Source organism: Limnothrix sp. HT2024 (assembly GCF_059138625.1).
Genome location: NZ_CM181121.1, coordinates 828,629 through 848,912, shown reverse-complemented (window position 1 = coordinate 848,912; position 20,284 = coordinate 828,629). Strand labels below are relative to the sequence as shown.

Below are 20,284 nucleotides of genomic sequence, written 5' to 3'. Positions count from 1 at the left end.
GGATTCCAACGGATGCGCTGCGATCGCCTCCCGCGACCCCCTCGCCTATGTTGTTTAACGCCACGGAAATTCTGATTGATGCATTTGTCGATCGCCTCAAAGAGGGCTATCGGCGTACCTACGGCGGCTGGAAACCGGAGTACGAAGACATCATTGGCTGGGCCGGCAACATGGCCCTCGAAAACATTGCCAACAGTGACGCGCTTTACCACGACGTGGAACACACCATCCTGGTCACCCTGGTGGGCCAGGAAGTGATCCGGGGCAAACATATTCGCGAAGGGGGCGTGTCGCCAGAAGATTGGCTGCATTTCATCATCTCCCTGCTCTGTCACGACATCGGTTATGTCAAAGGGGTTTGTCGCCTGGACAATGGCCGCTACTACGCCACCGGACGCGGAGACGAGTTGGTGAAGCTGCGGCCGGGGGCTTCCGATGCCAGCCTCACGCCCTACCATGTCGATCGCGCCAAAATGTTTATAAAGGAACGCTTTGGGGGTCACAAATTAATTGACTCTGAGGCGATCGAGCGCAACATTGAACTCACCCGCTTCCCGGTTCCCAAGGAAGAAGATCACCAAGACACCCTGAACTATCCAGGCATGGTGCGAGCTTCAGATTTAATTGGCCAATTGTCTGATCCGCGCTATCTGAATAAAATCAGCGCCCTTTATTACGAATTTGAAGAAACTGGCACCAATCAATATTTAGGCTATGCTCACCCGGGCGATCTGCGCAAAAACTATCCCAAATTCTATTGGAATGGTGTTTTTCCCTATGTGAAAGATGCCTTGGAATATTTGCGCCTGACTCAGCAGGGCAAGCAAGTGATTGCAAATCTTTATTCCAATGTGTTTGTGGTGGAACATGAACCGGAAGATTCAGTGGTTCCGCCCGATGCCGGCGATCGCAAAGAGGATCAAAGCAGTCATCGCAGTGGCGATCGAACCCCTGACCGCAATCCTGACCGCAATGATGATTTAAATCAGAATTTGGATCATGCCTTGAATGGCGATCTCGCCGAGCTGAAACGAGAAGAACGCACTGAAGAAGCCCTAGAGGCGTTGAATAGTGCTGCAAAAATTCCAGTGATTCAAACCTAAGAGGATGTCTGAAAAGTGTCTTTTGGCACGGGCAATGCACCAATAGTCGTGGGGGCAAGGGGCTTAAGCCCCTTGTCTTCGTCGATCGATGAGGCGTGCAGAGTATCGATTTTGGCTTTTCAGGCATCCTCTAAGGCCAGGTCTGAAATAGGCCAAGAGTTCCGGTTCCAATGGGTGGCGTAACTCCCTCGAATCCGCTAGGACGATTAGGGTAGGATGGCCCCAATCGATCGCCCCCACAATAGCCCCAACAGAGGAGGTGAATGGCAATGTTTGTCGGTACGCGCATATTCATGGGTGTGGTGTCTTATCTGATCGTGTTGCAGTTGCTGTCACCGGCTTTGCAGGAATGCCCGGATGGCTCCTGCCTGTGGCGGCCGCTGCTGTGGGCTTCTGAATGCTGGCGGCCCAACAATTGCTATGTGCCCTGCGATGCCTATGAATACCGGAGCTGCGGCCCCACGGTGGTGACGGAGCGGCCCCAACCGGTGCGGCCGGTGATGGTGGGTAAATAGGCGCGAATGAGGCGCAAATGATTGGATCGTTGCGTGGGCAGGTTTTGGCCCTTCAGGTGCAGGGCAATCGGGCGATCGGGCTGTTGGATGTGGCGCAGGTGGGCTATGAAGTGCAACTGTTGCCCCGATCGGCCATGGAATGGGTCATTGGCGAAACGGTGCAGGTTTTTACCCATTTGCAACTGCGAGACGATCGATGGTTGCTGTTCGGGTTTGCCACGGTGGCGGAGCGGGATCTGTTTCGGCAACTGATTGCCGTGAATGGTGTGGGGCCACAGTTGGCGATCGCCCTGCTCGATCGCCTGGAATTACCGGTGCTGATCCAAGCGATCGTCAGCGGCAACGCCAACCTGCTGGCAAAAACCCCCGGCATTGGCCCCAAAACCGCTGGCCGAATTGCCCTTGAACTGAAAACCAAGTTGGCGGAATGGCGCGATCAGTCGGGGCTATCCACCACGCCCGCGGCCGGGCCGGTGGGGCTGGTGCGGGAAGATGTGGAAATGACCCTTTTGGCTTTGGGCTACAGCGATCGGGAGGTGACCCAAGCCCTGGAGACCGTGGGCCAGCAAACCGCCCTCAGCAAGGAAGGCGATCCGGAACGTTGGATTCGCGAGGCGATCGCCTGGCTGAGTCAATCGGCCCTTTGAGGTATTTGAGGCGATCGGGTGGCGCGATCGAGAAATTCGATCATCCTGCCGCCCACAGTGCCCCCAATGGGCAATTGGTTGATCAACCCATCCACAGAAGCTAGGTTGGAGCAGTCTCCCCGATCGGGCAGATTTCCACTCTTCCTCAGCCCCCCATGAGCCATTCCGTCACCTACCTGGAGCTGTCAGAAGCCGACGGCGGATCCCACAAGTTTTATGAAGTCACGGTGCAAGACAACACCGTCAGCATCCGCTACGGGCGAATCGGGGATTCTGGACGGCTGCAAACCCAGGACTATCCCACCCCCGAAAAAGCCCAGGCCGCAGCCCAAAAAAAGATTCAAGAAAAACTGCGCAAGGGCTATGAACCCGCCGTGCAAGGGGGCCGGCCCAAGCGTTCCGTCACGCGCCGCCAGGTCACCAGCAGCCGTTCCACCGCTCGATCGGCCCCCGTTCTTTGGCAATTCAACTCCGGAGCCGCCGCCTTTGGCATTTTCATCGGCCCCACCGCCTGTTGGGTAGGCAATCAATCGGGCCAAGTGTTTGCCCTTGACCAGCAAGGCCAAGTTCTCAATCAATTTCAGCTACCCGACGGCGTGAAATGTTTGGTAGCCGATGATCTCTGGTTCTATGCCGGGTGCGATGACGGCAATGTCTATGACTTGTCGGGAAAACTGCCGCGATTGGCCTATGAAATTGAAGAAAATATCGACATTTATTGGCTCGATATCTATGACGGATGGCTAGGCGTTTCCGATCAAAATGGTCAGGTGGCGCTGTTTCACCCGGAAGAGGAAGAGCGCAATTGGATGAGGCTTTCCACGGGCCAAGCCGGTTGGATGGTGCGCTGCGATGACCAAGGAATCTATCACGGCCACAGCAATGGCATCACCTGCTATGACTTTTTGGAAGGGCGCGTGCAATGGCAACAAACCACCAAAGGCTCTGTGCTATTTGGTTGGCAAGGGCGCTCCACGGTTTATGCAGGCACGAGCAGTAAATTAGTTTATGAATTCAGCAAACAGGGCGAATTATTAACCCAATGTCAGTGCGATTCAGCGGTTTATTCTTGTGCGGCTGATGCGGAGGGGCAATATATTTTTGCGGGGGATAATTGCTCGTCAGTTTATTGCTTTGATCGCACTGGAACGCGGCTTTGGAAGTTAGCCAGCGGCTGTGGATCCGCCCTGTCGATGCAGTGGCATGATCACCGGCTGTATTTGGTGACGACCAATGGCTATTTGGCTTGTTTGGATGTGACTCCCGGGGCGATCGAGGCGGCCCAGCAGGGGCAAATTCCCGCACCGGCTGAAATTCTTGCACCCAAAGGGGAAGGCACGGCGGTTTCGGATGTGGTGGAACGGGTCAGCAGTCCCGGCGAAGGCATCGTGGTGCAATGTGTGCGCGATCGGGACAAGTTGCGAGTGCGGGTTCTGTCCCCCGGTTACCATGCTGATTGGAACGTGCAGTTTCCCCGCAATGTGCGCGAAGAGGGCGCTAAGTATGTGGTGAGCGAGTTGCGGGAATCGGCTCGGGGGCAGTTTTATCGCGTTTGCGGGGAAATTAAGCGGCTGGTGGACTAGGAGCCGTGGCCCAATCCCCCAAATCCCTGTTCTGCCGCTGCAAAATCGTGAGGGGTAAGGGGCCTTGGGGTCTGTTGTCAAATCGTCCAAAACCCTGACATTGCCGTTGCGAAGTCGTGAGGGACAAGGGGCTTAAGCCCCTTGCCTAGGGCGATCGGATTGGGAGCAGCAATCGATCCAGCGATAACTTAAGGGGCGATCGAGCCTTGGATCCAGACTTCAAAAAATGCGCCCTATGGGGGCTGAATTTTCTGATTTTGGATCGCTCGATCGCCCCTCAAAGGTCAATCTAATTAGAGACGGGAAAAATCTTAGGCCTCGGCAGCAGCAGGATAAACGCTGACCTTTTTGCCGCTCTTGCCGCGACGCTCGAAGGTCACCACGCCATCCACCAAGGCGAACAGGGTGTCATCGTTGCCGCGACCCACGTTGTTGCCGGGGTGAACCTGAGTGCCCCGTTGACGCACCAGGATATTTCCAGCGCGGACGATCTGACCGCCGTAGCGCTTCACACCCAAGCGCTTGGAATTAGAGTCGCGACCGTTACGAGTACTACCTGTCCCTTTTTTGTGAGCCATGACGAGCTACCTCTAAAAACTTCGGTTGAATTTCGTTACTGTGGGGGTTACCGCTCGATCGCACCCTGATCCATGTAACCACAGACGGGCTAATGGCAATCAACCAAGGCAGTCTCCGATCGAGGGAGGGTTGGCGAGTTGGGCAATACAGGTTTTCAGGATCGGCTGTTGGTTTGGGCATCTGGGAGAACCCGTTGAGATGATTCACCTGAAATGCTTCACCAATGCCCGATCGCCCCCTTTGCCCAAGTCCCAAATTTACTCCGCCGCAACGGTCTTGCCACCGTAGGTGATCGACTCAATCACCAAGCGGGTCAGTTCTTGGCGATGACCTTGCTTTTTGCGGGTTTTCTTTTTGGGGCGCATCTTATAAACAATAATCTTCCGGCCGCGGAAGTGGCGCAGCACTTTGGCGGTGACGGTGGCCCCTTCGAGGGTGGGTGCGCCGATGTCGATCGTTTCGCCATCGCGAACCAACAGAACGCGATCGAGCGTTACGGTTTCGTCTACGTCGGCGAACACGCGGTTCACGTCATAGAAACGACCCGGTTCGACACAAAGTTGTGTGCCGCTGGTTTCAACAATTGCGTAGGCCATGAAAGTTCCGAAAATGAGGGTTGCCGTACGGGTAGCTGGCGCGGAGGCTGGCTTTTGCTCGACCCGATCCGAGCAAGATTGCAACGCGACTCGATCACAGCCGTTTCAAACAAGCGGGGCGATCGGGGGTCGCTAGGTCGTCGTTGGCTGACTAAGCGCCGATTTACCATCATCCCCAAGGCTTGGTGTTCTGTCAACTTGTTCTGTTAACCATTTGTTCTATTAACCATGACTGAACTTAGGCATTGAACTTAGGCATTGAACTCATGGCAGATCTGAGCGATCGGCCAATTTCTATTCCCCAATCCATCACCTGACCGGTTCATGACTGCGCCATTCATGAACTCATCGCCCTTCTCCCGATTTCCCAGCGCCGGCCTTGATCGATGCTTCAGCGTTTCTCGCATTAGGATCTCCATTAGCATCGCGTCCGATCCAACCTCGATCGCTCCCCACTAGGCTCCCCAAGCAAGCGCCCAACGGATTTTGAATCATCGCTGGCTGGTCAAATTTGGGAACATTGCGCAACCCGGCTCCCGAGGAGAACTGGTCGGGGCCATTATTTTTGTGGCGATCGCCTACGGACTTGCAGCCTATGTGGCCGTCTCCCTACCAGGTCTGCACCAAATTGGCACAGCGGTTTGGCCGGCGGCCGGCATTGCCCAAGCGGCCCTGATGTTGGGTGGTTTTCGGCTGTGGCCGGCGATCGCCATTGGCATCAATTTCTATGACCTGATCCACCCGGGAATCACGATTCCCCTGTTGGGACTGTTTGGCTGCACGGGCGCAACGGTTCAGGCTGTCCTGGGGGTGTGGCTGTTTCGGCGGCTGGGGGGCAGCAATGTGTTCGATCGCGTGTCGAATGTGCTGAAGTTTTTGGTCAGCGGCGTGCTGATTGCCCCCCAAATTAATTGCACCTGCGGTGTGTTGGCCCTGTGCCTGACCGGTAACTTGCCTTGGTCGGAGTTTGCCACGGTGCGTTGGGGCTGGTTTTTGGGCGATGCCATGGGCGTATTGGTCTTTGTGCCGCTGATTTTGATGGTGGCCCAACTCCAGCGGCAAGATTGGCAACGAATCACGCAACTGCGCCCACATAAAAGCACGCGTCGATCGCTCCTGCGCACCCTCTGGCTCGGGCTATTACTCGGCAGCAGCGGCATCGTCTTTTGGGCCCAAACGGAGGCGGATATTGCCCGCTATCCTTTGGAATATTTGCCTTTTCCCCTGGTGGTGTGGGCGGGGATGCAGTTTGGACCAAGGGCCGCAGCGGTGGGGTCATTTCTGATTTCAGCGATCGCGATCGGGGGCACGGCCTTTGGGATGGGCCCCTTTGTGGCCAAAGCCAGCAGCACCCAACAGGCGGTGCTGTTTTTGCAGGCCTTTTTGGGTGTAATCACGATTACTTCGATGGTGTTGTCGGCGGCGGAATCCGAGCGCTCCCGCTCGGCGCGATCGCTCGCCGCTCTCAACCGCGAACTAGAGCAGCGCGTGGCTCGCCGTACCGCCCAACTGGCGGCCCAGACCGAGCGGATCAACGACCTGTTACACAACATCTTGCCCGCTGGCGTGGCGGAACAACTGGCCAGCGGCTCCCAAACCGTGGCGGAAACCTTTAACGATGTGACCGTTTTATTTGCGGACATCGTGGATTTCACCAGCTTTGCCGCCCAGCATCCGCCCACGGTGGTGGTGCAATTCCTGAATGATGTGTTTTGCACCTTCGATGACTTGGTGGAGCAATATGGCCTGGAAAAAATCAAGACGATCGGGGATGCCTACATGGTGGTGGGCGGTGTGCCCAAGCCCCGATCGAACAGTGCCTTTGCGATCGCCCATTTAGCCCTGGCCATGCAACAGGCGATCGGGCAATATCGCAAGCCCGATGGCAGCCCCTTTCGGTTGCGGATCGGGATCCACAGCGGCAGCGCCGTAGCTGGAGTGATTGGCATGAAAAAGCTGGTCTATGACCTGTGGGGCGACACGGTGAATGTGGCCAGCCGGATGGAAACCCTGGGGCAGCCGGGCCGAATCCAGGTCAGCCAAGCCGCTTTCGATCGCCTGCACAGCTATTTCCACTTGGAGCAACGGGGCACAATTGCTGTGAAGGGCAAAGGCGAAATGATCACCTATTGGTTAATCGGTGAACTCAGCAGCCACCAAGAGTCAGATCCTGATTTGCATCCACATCCCCCGTCATGAGCTACTGCTTAAACCCCCGTTGCACTGCCCCCGAAAATGGCGATGCTAGTTCAGCGTTGCGGCCCCAAAGGTGGCATTGAACTGTTGGCACCAAATGGCCACGGATTGGTACTGCGCCAAATTGAGATTGTTGGGGATCACGTAACGTTGGGAACCGGAGGTTTTTTGCAACGCACTCAACACCACGTATTGGCCTTCCGTCAGTTGCATTCCCGGTCGAGCGGATCGATGCAACACCACCTTCAGAGCTGGGCCATTGTCACTGCGGAAGTTGTTGCCAAATTCCAAAATCTTCTGAGAGCCTTCCATGACGATTCGGGCTGTGCCTTGGGTGGGATGCTCCAGGGCCATGAAGTTTCCGGACTTGAGCACCCTTGCTGATTGCTTGGGCAGGGTGATGCGGCTTTGCTGGGCAAGGGTGGCAGAGGGGCTTTGTGCAACGGCCATGGAAGCAACCGGGGCGATCGCGCTCATAGCCAAAACCAACGCTACAACAGTCCGTTTCATAACGATTCAGTCCTCGGAACCTAAAGATTGGGTCGCTGAAAAATCTGGCGTGGCGGCGGCAAGGCAGCAATCCTGAGGAATCCACAGGGTCTCTACACAACACCCGTGCAACATTTCCACAGGATCTCTACACAACAAGGTTTGAGGCGATCGCGCTGGTTGGGGTTGCTGGGTTGCCTGTCCACATTTACCAAGGTAGACGGGCAAGATGAGTCCCAGATGAGTGGGAAATGAGGCGCGGCGATCGGGTCGATCGAGTGGTTGATTGCTCTGCAAATTTTCTAGTGCTCAATGCGGCCAGCCCATCACCCTCGAGGTCTTAAGCCTCAAACCTTCAGGAACCAGCCCCGGCGATAGAACCCATACATGGCCAGCCACCACAGCAGCACCATGGCGATCGCAAATAGCAACGAGCCGCTCATGGGGCCTGCCCAGGAAGCAAACAGGGTTTGATAGAGCCATTGATAGGTGCTGGGGGCATCGGGGCCGCTGCCAATGTGGGTGCGGTTCAGCAGCCGCCCCACCAACCCGGAACCCACAAAAGCCGCGATCGCGTTCATTCCAAAAATTTCAAAGGGGCGGCTAATGCCGTGGGCGTGCCGAATTTCCGTGAGGGCATAGCACCCCGCAAGCAAGACGATCGACCAACCGGCGGCATAGAGCGCATAGGAACTGGTCCAAAGTTGCTTATTTAGCGGTAACGCCAAATCCCAAAGCCGACCCAGGGCGATCGCCCCTACGCCGGCCCCCGTCAAGCGCCAGGCGGTTAGGGCTTTGATGGGCTGGGTTTTCAGCCACTGCACCGCCCAATAGCCCGCGAGGGTGGATCCGATCGCGGGGATGGTGCTCAACAGCCCTTCCGGGTCAAAGGCCACGGTTTGTTGATTCAGGGTGAGTTGGTAAAGATGACTTGCGCCGAGCAGGGTTCGATCAACCCAACCGACGATCGACCCATCGGGCGTGAGCGGCGTGGTGCTCAACAGGGCCCAATAGCCCAACCACAGGCCCGCCACGGCGATCGCTTGGGCCCGTCGAGAGCAGTGCAAAACCAGGAGCGCCGAAGCACCATAGGCCAGGGCAATTCGCTGCAAAACGCCCAAAATTCGCCACTTTTCCCACAGGAGCGGGGCCCCTTCAAACCAAGTTCGCATCAACAGGGTGGAAGCATTCAGGGCTAAGCCTAAGCCAAACAAAATCAGTACCCGTTGCAGCAATTTACGATGGATTTGTCGCTGCTGGGGGCGATCGAGTGGGGCCTTTTCCGCCACACGCCCCAAGGAGAAGGCCATGGCTCCCCCAACCACGAACAAAAACAGCGGAAAGACCAAATCCGTGGGCGTGAATCCGTGCCACTCGGCGTGGAGCAGGGGGGGATAAACCTGGGCCCAACTGCCCGGATTGTTCACCAAAATCATGGCGGCGATCGCCAGGCCCCGCAGCAGGTCTAAGCATCGAAACCTTGGGGGTTTGGTAGGTTCGGCGGGCAAAGGGCGATCGACCGTCATGGCAAAACCGGTGGGCAATCAACCGGCGCAAACAACTGAAAGCAAGAATACAAACTTGCGATACCAGCTTGCGATACTGGCTTGCGATACCAGCTTGCGATACCGGTTAGGGGCGATTCATTAGCAATGGATCAGCCACTGAAAGCCGGGTGCTAGGCTGGACGGGAGGAATGGGCGATCGGGCCCCGGTTGAGCTTTCATTCAGCCATCCCAATTGGCCAGTTCCCGATTCAAATCCCGATTCAAATTCCAACCCCAGTCCCGACCCGCGTGCAAACCCGCGTCCTCACCTGATTTCCAACCTATGAGCGAATTGCAAGACTCTGACCGTTTCACCCTGGCCGCGGGCGATCGGGTGCGGCTTGTGGCCCTGCCGCCCTACGTCAAAACGGCGGAACCGCTGCCAATGTTGCGGCCGCCATCGGTTTTGGCGATCGGGGACTTGGGGACGGTGCTGGGTTGTCGGCCCGGGAACTGTTGGGCCATTCGGTTTGCCAATGGGGCTTATCTGCTGACGGCGCAATATCTGGAACGGGTGCAGACCCCCTGAATGCTGAATCCCAATTCCTGAAGTAAATTTGCTGAATCTTCTGAGAGGATGTCTGAGAAGTCACTTGGGGGACTTGCGAAGGTGCTCGTAATCTTGGGGGCAAGGGGCTTAAGCCCCTTGTCTTCGTCGCTCGATGCAACGTCGCTCGATGCAACGTCGCTCGATGCAACGTCGCTCGATGCAACGTCGCTCGATGCAATCCACAAAGTAGCAGTTTGGGCTTTTCAGACATCCTCTGAATTTTCTGATCCAATTGAGCTAGAGCAGAGACCATATGGGTGTCAGGGCGATCTATCCGGGGAGTTTTGACCCCATCACCTTGGGGCATTTGGATATCATTGAGCGAGGCTGCCAACTGTTCGATCAGGTGATTGTGGCGGTGTTGCGCAATCCCAATAAACAACCCCTGTTCGAGGTGGCCCAACGGATTGAACTGATTGAACGATCGACCAACCATTTAAGCAATGTTAAGGTCGATACCTTCAATGGTTTGACGGTGGAGTACGCTCGACAGCAAAAGGCAACCGTATTATTACGGGGATTGCGCGTGTTGTCGGATTTTGAGTACGAGCTGCAAATGGCCCATACCAACAAGACGCTCTCCGAGGCGATCGAGACCGTCTTTTTGGCAACGCGCAATGAGTATAGTTTTTTGAGTAGTAGCTTGGTGAAAGAGATCGCCCGCTTTGGTGGCCCGGTCGATCGCCTCGTTCCCGATCCTGTTGTTGCGGAGATTCAGCGATGTTTTCCTCAGATGCCTCTGGTTTCGCCCCCCAGCCCGTAGCGGATTCGGCAGCTTCGGCGGCGGAACCGGCAGCGAATGAGACGCAATCGGCGGCGAATTCCCAGGGGCGATCGAGCGGCTTTGATGTGCAACGGGCCCTCGATCGGCTTGAAGAAATCGTGCTGGACAGTCCCCGCATTCCCTTTGGGCGACGCACGTTGGTGGATGAGGAAGTGTTGCTGGATCAACTGGATTCGGTGCGGCTGAATTTGCCCGCCGCCTTCCGGGAGGCCGAGGCGATCGTGCGGCAACGGGAGCAAATTCTCTTTGAAGCCCAACAGCAGGCCAAAGACATCATCGAAGGGGCCAAACAGCAGGCCGCCCGCGCCATTTCCGAAACGGAGCTGGTGCGCCATGCCCAACTGGAGGCAGACTCGATTCGGCAGCAAGTGGAAGAAGAATGCCAGGCCGCACGCGATCGGCTGCTGAATGAATTAGACCAAACGCGCCAGGCCGCCGCCGCTGAGCTGGAAGAAATGCGGCGGGCCGCCATTTCGGAATGCGAAGCGATTCAGGATGGGGCCGATGATTATGCCGATCGGGTCTTGGGCAGCATTGAGCGGCAACTGGGCGACATGCTGCGGGTGATTCGCAACGGTCGCCAACAGTTACAGCAGGAAGCCGATCGCGCCATGGGCAAATTGGGCAAATAGCCAAAACCCATGCGGAGTTGCCCCTAATTGCTCAGCTCGCCGTCTTCCAGGTGGGCCACCCGATCGGCAATGTCTATAATCCGGGGATCGTGGGTCACAATCACGATCGTGCTGCCATCTTCCTTGGCCAAACTCCGCAACAGTTCCATCACCCCATGACCATTGCGGGAGTCCAACGCGGCCGTTGGTTCATCGGCCAAAATCAGCGGTGGATGGCCCGCCAAGGCCCGGGCGATCGCCACCCGTTGTTTTTCCCCACCCGACATCACCTTGGGCAGATGATCCGCTCGATGGCTCAAGGCCACGCGATCGAGCAATTTGCGTGCCATCTTTTTGGCCTGGGGGCCGCGAATACCCTTTAAGTTCAAGGCCACTTCCACGTTTTCCGCCGCCGACAGGGCCGGAAACAGATTGAACCCCTGAAACACAAATCCAATATTTTGGAGCCGGAAATTAGCCAACTGCTTGGGGGACAACTGGGTAATCGTCTGGCCCAGCAAATCCACATGGCCGCTGGTGGGGGTTAAAATGCCCGCCAAAATTGACAGCAGCGTGGTTTTGCCCGACCCCGACGGCCCCATCAGCAATTGAATGTCCCCCCGCTTCACCCGCAGGCTCACATCCTTCAGCACATGGATGGCTTCATCGCCACCGCTGTAGCGCATGTCAACATGCCGCGCGTCGATCGCCCAAGTACAATCGCCTTTGCCCTCGTGGCAGCGATCGCGACGGATCAGGGGTGGCGACACCGGAGCGGTTAAAGCGGGCGCAGTCGTGAAATTGGTAGACGCGGTCATGGGGGAAACGGCTGGTTTAGGGATGGGAGATGATACCGATTCGATCGAGGTGGGTGGTGGGGGTAGAGCTTAGTGTAAGCGGTTAACCGACCTAGCCGAGGTGACTAATCGATCAGTTCTTGGCGATCGGGAACAGGAGGCCCATTAACCACTTCATTAATTGTCTATAGCTCTCCATTTTAGAATTGTCTATTTTCAAGGTTGCCCAGGATTGGGGGAAACTTTGGGAATTCGCGACTCCGGGCGATCGATATTCCCAGTTTCAGCCACAGGGATCTGGTTATTTCCGTCCATGACAGACAATTTCAGAAGCGGCTACAAAAATAGCCCAATGAGAAAAGCAAGCCAAAAGCAGGTCAAAAATCACTCACAGGCGACTCAAAAGCAAAGTTAATCAAAACATAGAGTAATCCTCAATTGCCGGAAGACACGAGATAAATAACTAAAATGATGACCAATAAAACAACCAGAGAAAGCATTGCATTACAGGGCAGAAGCGAGAAAATATAGAAGTAATATTAAAGCAATCTTAAGTTGATTTTCAAAGAATGAGAAAACGATAATAAAACAAAGACTAGGCAATGGGACGATCGATTAGTTCCTGATTGATTTTCTAATTGATTTACTCTGATTGACTCAAAAATGCTGACTGATATGAATTGCGAATCATTAAAACCGCAAACAACTACGAATGACCGATCAGCAACTCATGCAAAACCAGTTCATGATTAATAAATCACTCATGAATGGCTAAGGATGGGGCACAGACTGATTGATCGCATCTTAGCGCAATCGCCGGGTCATGATGACTCTTTCTAAGCCTTGAAAACCACAGCGGGGTCAATGCGATTAACCTTTTGAATGGCAAACAGGGCCGAACTGACGCACATCACCACCGTCACGCCAAAGGTCAAAAAGGCGCTAAGGGGCGTAATGGCAATGACAACACCGGCTGTGGTGGCAAATTGCGCCACACCCACGCAGAGGCCGATGCCGGGTAAGTATCCCAAGACTGCCATCCAAAGGGACTGTTCAACAATAATGCCGCGCAAAACCCAACTGGAAGCGCCCATGGCCTTGAGGGTGGCGAATTCGCGGACGCGCTCGCTGGCGGAGGCGTAAAGAATTTGGCCCACGATCGCGATGCCCACGATCGCCCCGACGATCGCCCCGAGGGTCAAGATAAACCCCACCCCCGTGCGATCGCGCCAGTAGGTTTGCGAGAGGCGGGATAATTCCGCGCGGGTGAAGGCTCGGGAGTCTGGCAAGGCTGCTTCAATGCGGTGTTGGAGATCTGGGATCGAGCTGCCCGGCTTGGCCCGCACCAAAATAAAGTTCACCGGGTCGGACGCATTGAGCGATCGAGGTGGTACGGGGCGATCGGCTCCGGTGGGCTTGGGGCTGACCCGATTCACACAATCCAGCCCCCCATCGGGCTGCACACTACAGGTCAACCGTGATTCCCGTCCGGCACTCAGCAGGCTGTTGGCCGACACGGTGGACATAAACAAAAACGGGCTGAACACGATCGATTGCAACCCTTGACCCACTGCGCCCACTTGCAATGGGGTGGAACCCACCGTGCCCCGATCGCCCACCCGCGACAGCCCCAACTTCCGAAGGTTCGTCACGTCAGTGATCACTCGGTAGGGTTGTTGAACTTCGGTTGCCCGGCCCTGGGTCAGGTTCCAGGGTTGAAATAACACCCCATCCGGTTGATAGCCCAAGGTAATCACCGACTCAATCCGATTGTTGGGGGCGCGCCACAGCACTTTGCCAAAAATCAGCGGCTCCGCCCGTTCCACCCCCGCCAACCGCTGGACACGGCTCAGGTGGTCAAAGGACAGGGGCAGGGTCAGTTCCAAATGCACCAAGTCCTTGGATGTGACCCAAATATCGGCCTTGGAGCGATCGACCAGCAGCGATGTGGATTCCGTGAAACCGCGAAACACGCCCGTTTGGATGGTCACCAGGCTCACGGCAAACAGAATTCCCGCTTGGGCCACCAACAGGCGCGGAATATCTTCAAAGAGGTTTTTACGGGCGATCGAGGGCATAGACCACCTAAAAAAGAATCGCCAAGCAGTTCATCAAGCAGTTCATCACCTGTGAAATCAATCATCGATCAGAGTGCCGCCAGAATGCCGCCAAAGTGCCGCCAGCTCCGGTCAATAATCCCGATGGAATTGGAACCGGTTAGGGGCGCAGGTTAGCAGCGTGACTTGTGGGCACGGGTTAGCGGCAATCCGCCCAATCCGCTCAATCAACCTCATCCGACAACCTCATCAGACCAAACAATCAGCGCCATCAGAATCAAGAGATGCGCGCCAACGACCGGAGCGGATAAGCTAGGTGTTCTAGTCAGTTTTTTGTATTGCAGTTTTGACGGTTCATCGACAGCAGATGCGTCCCAAATTAACAGATTTAAACGATTGGTATCGGGCTGAGTTACTGATGCAGCCAGCCTTCCTGCGAACGATCGACAACATTCGCAAGCAACTGGAATCTTCCGGCTGGAAAGGAACCTACGAAGAATTTCCCGTCTTTCCCTACGGCACGTCTGAAGAAATCCAAACCCGCGTTACCCTTTTGCAGCAAGAGTTAACTACCGCCAGCGGCGAACGAGCAGCGGAAATTACGGCGGCGTTGGATGACTTGCCGCAACCCTATCCGGGCTATTGGTTCACCCTGGAGCACGATGGCCAGTCCACCCGCGTTGACGTGTGGGAACTGTGCTACAGCATTTGCTTCCGCGACTACCAAGCCCTCAGTACCCTCAGCGCGGGCGATGAGGTGATAGTCACCATTGATTTGGACTTGATTGGGGAGGATGGGGATGTGGACTGGCATCGGCTGGATGAAAAAGCCCAACGGGTGGTGGCGCAAGTGTTCGATCGTCTAGCGAGCGCAATCAACTAGCCCTGGATCCGCAATCGCTCCGCAATCAATCTGCAATCAACTCGTTGCTGGCTGCGTGGGTTTCATGGGGTGGCAGGCTCCTTTGACCCTAGCGCAACGAGTTCAGGTCGATCGCCCCCACGCCGCCCCGTTGAATTTGGCGCAAAATAATCCCAAACTGCCACCAAACCGTGAACGCTCCACCCACCGCCACCGGCAGGGAAAGTTTATAGGACAGGGCGATCGGAAACGCGAAGCACTGCAACGTGGCCGCCAAAAAAAAGCCAGCCCCGCCAGCCATTCCCACAAACGGGAGCCACAATTCAGGCCCTTTCATGGCCGCCGGATCCCGATCGGGCGACTTGAGCCAAACCCGGCCCTGCTCGCGCAAACTCCTAGCAAAGGCCAACCCCGACAGCGCTCCCGCCGCAACCCCGGCCGCCAACAACACGTAGGGCGATCCGCCGCTGGTGTAATCCATTGTTTCTATTAATGACGTTCAAAGCTTATATTCCAAGGCGTTTATTCTATCGTCTCTATTGCCAATGTAGACTAGATGAGAACGATGGGTGTTATCTCCAACCGAATGGGTTCAGGCTCACGGAACCCAACCCAACCAGCATGGCCCCACAGACCACAAGTCTCGCAATTCTCAACGTTGCCAGTGGTCACGGTGGGGGGTAACTTTGTGCTTGTCTGCGTCTAGTAAGTTTTGGCCCCACCCGATCGCACGGAAGCTACGGTGATTGGCTCAGGGGGAAAGTTACCGTTGACTAACAGCGGGGGAAGCGGGAAATTTTCTAAATTCATCGAAAAATTCATCGAATTCAACAAATTCACCGATCGCCCGTGAGGATTCGTATCTGTGAGTTGCCCAATGAGTCATTCAATGACACCATTGCCTGTCATGACGACCCCCATTATTCCGGTCATTAGCTTGCCTGCTGGGCCCATTGCCCAGTCCCCAACCACCCCGGCTCCTGCTAATAATTTATGGTTCATGAGCAGTGGCGCTTTGGCAGTGTTACTGGTCGCTGGTGGTGTTTATTTCAAGCTAGAAACAGACAAGCTCCAAAAGAGAATTCGTGCAGAAGAATTCCGAGTTCGTGAACTCAAAAAACGCCTTGATTTAGCCCTTAAAAGCATTCACAAGATGGAAGCAAACCCCGATCTTGTGAATTCTCGTGAGTTCAACTTGGATTACTTGCGAATGCGGATGCAGGAGGAGATCTTCCACTTCGCGATCGTGAACCAGATCAAGATGAAGATCAAAACCATGGTGTCCGTGGCCCTGCGGCCGACCCAACAACAGGCCGGCAATCAAAACAACGCGCAAACCAACCAAGGCCGCCAAGTGGATCAGCTCTTTGATGTGGAGTATGAAACTTGCACCGATGGCGTGAAGCGGGTGAAGCGGGTGTTGTTTCGAGTGCAGGTACGCATCACCAAATTGCCCACCCAGCCCACGTCCCGGACGATCGAGGAAATTATCAATTGCCTGGAGCGCTACCTCAGTTTGGCGGATGACGATGACGATCGGTGGCAACCGACGATCCAGGGCCGCATCGTCACCATCAGTTGGGATCAAAAGGCCAAACCCACGCCGTTGCTGGTGTTGGAGCAGTCCGGCGAGGGCATGAATGTCACCCTGAAGACGCGGCGGGCGGCCGGTGCGGCTAAGTAGGCCGGTTGCTGTGTTTTGGTCTTGAGGAGTCTAATTGGAGCCTATGGCGGTTTATTTGGGGTTTGATCCGGGCAGCGCTAAATGTGGATTGGCGGTGCTGCGATCGAGTGGCGAGATTTTGGCCCATGAGGTGGTGCAATCGGACGGGGCGATCGAGCAATTGCGCCAATGGCAGCAGCAGTACCAAGCAGCGATCATCATTATGGGTGACCAAACCACGTCCAAGGCCTGGGTCAGCCGTCTGCAACAGGGTTGGCCCGATGCACCCCCGATCCAACAGGTTGATGAACGCTACAGCACGCTGGCCGCGCGCGATCGCTATTGGGAACTCTATCCGCCTCGGGGTTGGCGTAAGTTGCTGCCTCAGGGGCTGCGCCAGCCGCCCCGCCCGGTGGATGATATTGCGGCGATCGTACTGGTGGAGCGGTTTTTAGCAACTTTCCCTGCCAAAGGCTAAATTCCGCGTGGCAGATGCCGAACGGCGCGTTTGGCGCGATCGGACACGGGCCAGCGCCACACATCTTCAAAGAGCCAAACCAAATTGTGCTCGGTGGTTTCGCTGAGGGCAATGATCCAGTTGTCTACCGCCGCTTGGGTGCTAGTGGCATCGGGGCGATCGCGCACGGCGGCCCATAGTCGCTTGGCAAAGGTGGGATCGTTGGGACTGTAGCGATCGCGCACTTCCAGCAACATGGCCGCCCACAATTCCGGTGCACCAATGCAAATTCCCCGCTCGGAACAGAGGGGGTTTTTGGGAGCTTGACCCGATCGCAAGGTGTTGTGCCAATTCAAGGTGCGATCGGCTTGATAACGCCACAGGAGCGATCGCAAATCCTGGCGATAAATTTCAAACGGTGTGCCATACACCGATCCCGGTTCAATTTGCAGCACATCCAGCACTTCCAAACGCATGAAAGCCGCAAACCCGGTGCGTACCGTGACACTGGCATCGACTCCCTGATATTCCAGTTTTTTGGCATAGGATTTCAGCCAAAAATTGCGACCCAATTCATAAATGGGCAGGGTCTCAAATTCACCGGTTTTCTGATAGGTCTTGTAAAGATCTTGGAAATAAGGCGCTTTTACCTCAATGCCGGTGCTGGAGATGTAGCCACAGCCACCACCACAGGTTTTCGGAACAATGGCCACCGTTCCCAATTGATCGCGAACGGTGGGGCCGTAGGGCGTGGGTTTGCCGGCCACGGCTTCGGCATAGAAATCGTAGGCGCGATCAACCAGTTCAATCAGGGGTTGCAATCGTTCCGGTTCCCAAGTTCCCTCCGGCAACAGCCACACCAAATTGCGGCCACGATAGGGATAGAGCTGCAACTCGGTTCGATCGAACGTCACATAGGGAATGGGAACTGGCCGGGTTGGTTGGGATGGCTCGATCGCCCCGGCCACCCCCGCCGCCAACCACAACAGCCCCGCCCCCAGCCCGCCCAGCCAAACCCGCCGGACTGCTCCCCGCCGAGGACTACGCCCGCCGAATCCAGCCATTGAGCGTGAACCGGCCATGGTCAAATTGGCGCGACGGACAAACAACGGGCAGCACTTCATGTTTACAGCGACTATCAAAAAAGACAATCCGATTATTCAGCGGCTCAATGGTCTCGAAGCGATCGGAAGCGGTCACCATGGGCCCGCTGATATCCGTTTCATACATTCGCAATTCGCCACCCGAAAATCGCTTGGGTTCCTGATAGAAATAGTAAACATAGGTCAGGACGCGCGTGGCCGTTTCTGGACTGCCTGAATCGTTGTGAATTTTATAAAAACAGCCATCGTTGTGAGCCGTTAGCTGCATCTCCACTTGTCCCGGCTCAAAGCCAGGCATTCCCAATTGCTGCATAACCGTCGGCAATAGGCCAATTAACCTTTGGCGCAAGAGTTCGTAGAGATCTGGATAGAGCGTGGCATACAAAATGCTGGAACGACGATAATCGCTAGCGTTGGTGGTGGTTTTGGAACCAACAAATTGATCGGCCTTATTCAAGGCTGTGCTGAGAGCAAACTGATGTTCTTCGTGGCTTAGAAAGTTGTCAATTTCTAAAACCGTTGGCTCCAAAATTTGGGTATTGCTAACCGATACAGGAGCCACCGCCACGGGGTACGAAAAGGCCTGCTGTTGGGCGGTGGTGCTGCCTGCATGGGGCCGATCGGGGCCGGTGGTGGGCTGGCTGTTGGGGGTGAACCTCAATCTTGCGTCAAGGTGCGATTCTGGTCGCGGTTTTGGGCGCTGATTGCTTGGGCTTGTCAAGCGTTGGGTCAGTTGCGGCAATTCCCAACCATCGGTGTTTAGACCTTCGATCGGGTCGATCCCATAGGCCAATTCCAAAACACGCAGGGCCACCAAGGTTCGATCGCGCAATGACAGTTCAGGAGAGTCCAGCGCTTCATTGAGGGTGCTCACTGCTCGATCGAGCAGGCCCTCCATTCCATCTGATTGAGTCACCGTTTATGGGGGGAAGTAAATGGCAAGGGATTCGACCAGGAATCAACGAGAGGCGTTAATTCCTGCTGATTCCTTCCGTCTTATCAAATCGATCGGGAATCTGAGAACTGATTGCGGCGGTCATCTTGATTCCCTGGAGGAAAAGCCATGGCGATCGGTCTTGCCCAAATTTCTGACCAGATTTCTGGCCATGCTCCTAAGAAGAGGTCTGAGACATCACTTGGGGTACTGGTAAAGCACTAGTAGTCGTGGGGGACAAGGGGCTTAAGCCCCTTGTTACGACGATTAGGGTATGGAAGATCAACCGTTTCTGAGACATCACTTGGGGTACTGGTAAAGCACTAGTAGTCGTGGGGGACAAGGGGCTTAAGCCCCTTGTTACGACGATTAGGGTATGGAAGATCAACCGTTTCAGCATCACCTTGAAAAATGACGACACCCCCTAAGTCCCTTGTCTTAGTTGATTAAGTGGAAGGAAGGGCCCGCAATCGTTCATCCAAATAACTACGATCGGCCACACTGTGGAACAGGGGCCCCCGATCGCTCATTTCCACCACATTCAACCCCGCCACCGGCAACGAGAAGCGATCGCGATAGCGACCCACATCAATGCCCATCAACACACAAAGCAAGATCCGAATCGTCGCCTTATGGGACACCAACAGCACTGAACCCGTGGGGTGACGACGCTCAATTTCGTCCAGAACCAATGAAGCTCGGCGGGCAATGTCCACACCCCGCTCGCCTCCCGTGGGCGCATTCCAAGCCGGATCCGTCAGCCACCGCACATAGTCATCGTGATAGATCCGATCGACCTCGCGCGGGTGCAACCCTTCCCACTTCCCGTAGGCAATTTCCCTTAGCCCATCTCGCAATTGCATATTCAGCCCCGTCATTTCGCACAGCGGCGTTGCCGTTTGGATGGCGCGGCGCAGCGGACTGGTGTAAATGGCTGTCCACTCAAGGGAGGCATAGGCGATCGCGAACTTCTCAGCCATTTCATGCCCCTCGGGCGTGAGGCCGGGATCATTTTCAGGCGTGCCGCAATAACCACCGGATGCACTGTAGGCCGTCTGAGCATGACGCAAAAAGAAGAGCTTAAGAGCCATGGTGGAGTTCGATCGACATGGAGCTTCAATGGTTCAATCCTAGATTCCATCCTAGGACTGAACAGGAGCAGTGGGAAAATTGGCTGGTTGCCATGAAGGCACTTTTCAGACATCTTCTCG

The 20,284-nt window shown here is 55.5% G+C and carries 20 protein-coding genes and 1 pseudogene; 11 read left to right on the top strand and 10 right to left on the bottom strand.

The genetic code is table 11. From position 1 onward, the window contains the following. Positions 1 to 47 precede the first annotated feature (47 nt). From AC2IAX_RS03560 to AC2IAX_RS03545, 4 genes and pseudogenes are all read left to right on the top strand, one after another. Positions 48 to 872: pseudogene (locus tag AC2IAX_RS03560) on the top strand (Npun_R2479 family HD domain-containing metalloprotein); the annotation flags it as partial. Between the two features lie 500 nt (positions 873 to 1,372). Then, positions 1,373 to 1,618, top strand: a complete 246-nt coding sequence (locus AC2IAX_RS03555) for a hypothetical protein (protein ID WP_494389357.1) — start codon at positions 1,373 to 1,375, stop codon at positions 1,616 to 1,618. Between the two features lie 17 nt (positions 1,619 to 1,635). Next, positions 1,636 to 2,265, top strand: a complete 630-nt coding sequence (ruvA, locus tag AC2IAX_RS03550; RefSeq protein WP_494389356.1) for a Holliday junction branch migration protein RuvA — start codon at positions 1,636 to 1,638, stop codon at positions 2,263 to 2,265. A gap of 155 nt (positions 2,266 to 2,420) precedes the next feature. After that, entirely contained in the window at positions 2,421 to 3,848 is a 1,428-nt protein-coding gene (locus AC2IAX_RS03545) for a WGR domain-containing protein (RefSeq protein WP_494389355.1), read from the top strand. Positions 3,849 to 4,159: 311 nt separating this feature from the next. Here the strand turns inward: AC2IAX_RS03545 and rpmA are convergent, their stop codons facing one another. Then, positions 4,160 to 4,426: a 50S ribosomal protein L27 gene (rpmA, locus tag AC2IAX_RS03540; RefSeq protein WP_494389354.1), complete on the bottom strand. Its 267-nt coding sequence runs from the start codon at positions 4,424 to 4,426 to the stop codon at positions 4,160 to 4,162. A 258-nt stretch (positions 4,427 to 4,684) separates the two neighbouring features. Further along, positions 4,685 to 5,023 (bottom strand): 50S ribosomal protein L21, encoded by a 339-nt coding sequence (rplU, locus tag AC2IAX_RS03535; protein ID WP_494389353.1) that lies wholly within the window; start codon positions 5,021 to 5,023, stop codon positions 4,685 to 4,687. Between the two features lie 486 nt (positions 5,024 to 5,509). On the opposite strand from rplU, the gene AC2IAX_RS03530 reads away from it, so the two are divergent. Then, a complete protein-coding gene (locus tag AC2IAX_RS03530) occupies positions 5,510 to 7,222 on the top strand; it encodes an adenylate/guanylate cyclase domain-containing protein (RefSeq protein ID WP_494389352.1) in 1,713 nt (570 codons plus the stop codon). Between the two features lie 45 nt (positions 7,223 to 7,267). On the opposite strand, the gene AC2IAX_RS03525 is transcribed toward AC2IAX_RS03530, so the two are convergent. Further along, on the bottom strand, positions 7,268 to 7,729 hold the full coding sequence (locus AC2IAX_RS03525; protein WP_494389351.1) for a DM13 domain-containing protein: 462 nt from the start codon (positions 7,727 to 7,729) through the stop codon (positions 7,268 to 7,270). A 326-nt stretch (positions 7,730 to 8,055) separates the two neighbouring features. After that, the gene (locus AC2IAX_RS03520; protein WP_494389350.1) at positions 8,056 to 9,234 is read right to left on the bottom strand and encodes an acyltransferase family protein; all 1,179 of its coding nucleotides are present in this window, start codon (positions 9,232 to 9,234) and stop codon (positions 8,056 to 8,058) included. Positions 9,235 to 9,538: 304 nt separating this feature from the next. Here AC2IAX_RS03520 and sipA point away from each other — a divergent pair, with 304 nt between their 5' ends. The 3 genes from sipA to AC2IAX_RS03505 all read left to right on the top strand — a co-directional run bounded on the left by sipA (position 9,539) and on the right by AC2IAX_RS03505 (position 11,221). Continuing rightward, positions 9,539 to 9,784 (top strand): regulatory protein SipA, encoded by a 246-nt coding sequence (gene sipA / locus AC2IAX_RS03515; RefSeq protein ID WP_494389349.1) that lies wholly within the window; start codon positions 9,539 to 9,541, stop codon positions 9,782 to 9,784. Between the two features lie 274 nt (positions 9,785 to 10,058). Next, complete coding sequence (coaD, locus tag AC2IAX_RS03510; RefSeq protein WP_494389348.1) at positions 10,059 to 10,568, top strand: pantetheine-phosphate adenylyltransferase; 510 nt, start codon at positions 10,059 to 10,061, stop codon at positions 10,566 to 10,568. Continuing rightward, a complete protein-coding gene (locus AC2IAX_RS03505; RefSeq protein WP_234406927.1) occupies positions 10,526 to 11,221 on the top strand; it encodes an ATP synthase subunit B family protein in 696 nt (231 codons plus the stop codon). The genes coaD and AC2IAX_RS03505 overlap by 43 nt, the downstream gene beginning before the upstream one ends. A 23-nt stretch (positions 11,222 to 11,244) precedes the next feature. On the opposite strand, the gene AC2IAX_RS03500 is transcribed toward AC2IAX_RS03505, so the two are convergent. Both AC2IAX_RS03500 and AC2IAX_RS03495 read right to left on the bottom strand, forming a co-directional pair. Further along, on the bottom strand, positions 11,245 to 11,886 hold the full coding sequence (locus AC2IAX_RS03500; RefSeq protein WP_494390266.1) for an ABC transporter ATP-binding protein: 642 nt from the start codon (positions 11,884 to 11,886) through the stop codon (positions 11,245 to 11,247). A gap of 947 nt (positions 11,887 to 12,833) precedes the next feature. After that, positions 12,834 to 14,075, bottom strand: coding sequence for an FtsX-like permease family protein (locus AC2IAX_RS03495; protein ID WP_494389347.1), 1,242 nt, complete (start codon positions 14,073 to 14,075; stop codon positions 12,834 to 12,836). A gap of 346 nt (positions 14,076 to 14,421) precedes the next feature. Here AC2IAX_RS03495 and AC2IAX_RS03490 point away from each other — a divergent pair, with 346 nt between their 5' ends. Then, positions 14,422 to 14,937: a hypothetical protein gene (locus AC2IAX_RS03490; protein WP_494389346.1), complete on the top strand. Its 516-nt coding sequence runs from the start codon at positions 14,422 to 14,424 to the stop codon at positions 14,935 to 14,937. Between the two features lie 88 nt (positions 14,938 to 15,025). On the opposite strand, the gene AC2IAX_RS03485 is transcribed toward AC2IAX_RS03490, so the two are convergent. Continuing rightward, positions 15,026 to 15,397, bottom strand: a complete 372-nt coding sequence (locus AC2IAX_RS03485; RefSeq protein WP_494389345.1) for a hypothetical protein — start codon at positions 15,395 to 15,397, stop codon at positions 15,026 to 15,028. A 426-nt stretch (positions 15,398 to 15,823) separates the two neighbouring features. Between AC2IAX_RS03485 and AC2IAX_RS03480 the strand changes: the two genes are divergently transcribed. Both AC2IAX_RS03480 and ruvX read left to right on the top strand, forming a co-directional pair. After that, entirely contained in the window at positions 15,824 to 16,600 is a 777-nt protein-coding gene (locus AC2IAX_RS03480) for a hypothetical protein (RefSeq protein ID WP_494389344.1), read from the top strand. Positions 16,601 to 16,643: 43 nt separating this feature from the next. Next, positions 16,644 to 17,057 carry a Holliday junction resolvase RuvX gene (gene ruvX, locus AC2IAX_RS03475; RefSeq protein ID WP_494389343.1) on the top strand — a complete coding sequence of 138 codons (414 nt, stop codon included), beginning with the start codon at positions 16,644 to 16,646 and terminating at the stop codon, positions 17,055 to 17,057. Here the strand turns inward: ruvX and AC2IAX_RS03470 are convergent. From AC2IAX_RS03470 to AC2IAX_RS03460, 3 genes are all read right to left on the bottom strand, one after another. Beyond that, on the bottom strand, positions 17,054 to 18,100 hold the full coding sequence (locus AC2IAX_RS03470) for a hypothetical protein (RefSeq protein WP_494389342.1): 1,047 nt from the start codon (positions 18,098 to 18,100) through the stop codon (positions 17,054 to 17,056). The two genes, ruvX and AC2IAX_RS03470, sit on opposite strands and share 4 nt — an antisense overlap. Beyond that, on the bottom strand, positions 18,078 to 19,055 hold the full coding sequence (locus tag AC2IAX_RS03465; RefSeq protein ID WP_494389341.1) for a 2OG-Fe(II) oxygenase: 978 nt from the start codon (positions 19,053 to 19,055) through the stop codon (positions 18,078 to 18,080). The genes AC2IAX_RS03470 and AC2IAX_RS03465 overlap by 23 nt, the downstream gene beginning before the upstream one ends. A 464-nt stretch (positions 19,056 to 19,519) precedes the next feature. Beyond that, the gene (locus AC2IAX_RS03460; RefSeq protein ID WP_099533244.1) at positions 19,520 to 20,164 is read right to left on the bottom strand and encodes a histidine phosphatase family protein; all 645 of its coding nucleotides are present in this window, start codon (positions 20,162 to 20,164) and stop codon (positions 19,520 to 19,522) included. Between the last annotated feature and the right edge of the window lie 120 nt (positions 20,165 to 20,284).

Excerpts from the sequence above, each read along its gene's own strand:
- ruvX (WP_494389343.1), top strand. The coding sequence starts at position 16,644 with ATGGCGGTTTATTTGGGGTTTGATCCGGGCAGCGCTAAATGTGGATTG.
- rplU (WP_494389353.1), bottom strand. The coding sequence starts at position 5,023 with ATGGCCTACGCAATTGTTGAAACCAGCGGCACACAACTTTGTGTCGAA.
- AC2IAX_RS03525 (WP_494389351.1), bottom strand. The coding sequence starts at position 7,729 with ATGAAACGGACTGTTGTAGCGTTGGTTTTGGCTATGAGCGCGATCGCC.
- AC2IAX_RS03470 (WP_494389342.1), bottom strand. The coding sequence starts at position 18,100 with ATGGCTGGATTCGGCGGGCGTAGTCCTCGGCGGGGAGCAGTCCGGCGG.
- AC2IAX_RS03500 (WP_494390266.1), bottom strand. The coding sequence starts at position 11,886 with ATGCGCTACAGCGGTGGCGATGAAGCCATCCATGTGCTGAAGGATGTG.
- AC2IAX_RS03505 (WP_234406927.1), top strand. The coding sequence starts at position 10,526 with ATGTTTTCCTCAGATGCCTCTGGTTTCGCCCCCCAGCCCGTAGCGGAT.
- AC2IAX_RS03520 (WP_494389350.1), bottom strand. The coding sequence starts at position 9,234 with ATGACGGTCGATCGCCCTTTGCCCGCCGAACCTACCAAACCCCCAAGG.
- AC2IAX_RS03490 (WP_494389346.1), top strand. The coding sequence starts at position 14,422 with ATGCGTCCCAAATTAACAGATTTAAACGATTGGTATCGGGCTGAGTTA.
- ruvA (WP_494389356.1), top strand. The coding sequence starts at position 1,636 with ATGATTGGATCGTTGCGTGGGCAGGTTTTGGCCCTTCAGGTGCAGGGC.
- AC2IAX_RS03495 (WP_494389347.1), bottom strand. The coding sequence starts at position 14,075 with ATGCCCTCGATCGCCCGTAAAAACCTCTTTGAAGATATTCCGCGCCTG.
- AC2IAX_RS03485 (WP_494389345.1), bottom strand. The coding sequence starts at position 15,397 with ATGGATTACACCAGCGGCGGATCGCCCTACGTGTTGTTGGCGGCCGGG.
- AC2IAX_RS03480 (WP_494389344.1), top strand. The coding sequence starts at position 15,824 with ATGACGACCCCCATTATTCCGGTCATTAGCTTGCCTGCTGGGCCCATT.
- sipA (WP_494389349.1), top strand. The coding sequence starts at position 9,539 with ATGAGCGAATTGCAAGACTCTGACCGTTTCACCCTGGCCGCGGGCGAT.
- AC2IAX_RS03545 (WP_494389355.1), top strand. The coding sequence starts at position 2,421 with ATGAGCCATTCCGTCACCTACCTGGAGCTGTCAGAAGCCGACGGCGGA.
- AC2IAX_RS03460 (WP_099533244.1), bottom strand. The coding sequence starts at position 20,164 with ATGGCTCTTAAGCTCTTCTTTTTGCGTCATGCTCAGACGGCCTACAGT.
- AC2IAX_RS03555 (WP_494389357.1), top strand. The coding sequence starts at position 1,373 with ATGTTTGTCGGTACGCGCATATTCATGGGTGTGGTGTCTTATCTGATC.
- rpmA (WP_494389354.1), bottom strand. The coding sequence starts at position 4,426 with ATGGCTCACAAAAAAGGGACAGGTAGTACTCGTAACGGTCGCGACTCT.
- coaD (WP_494389348.1), top strand. The coding sequence starts at position 10,059 with ATGGGTGTCAGGGCGATCTATCCGGGGAGTTTTGACCCCATCACCTTG.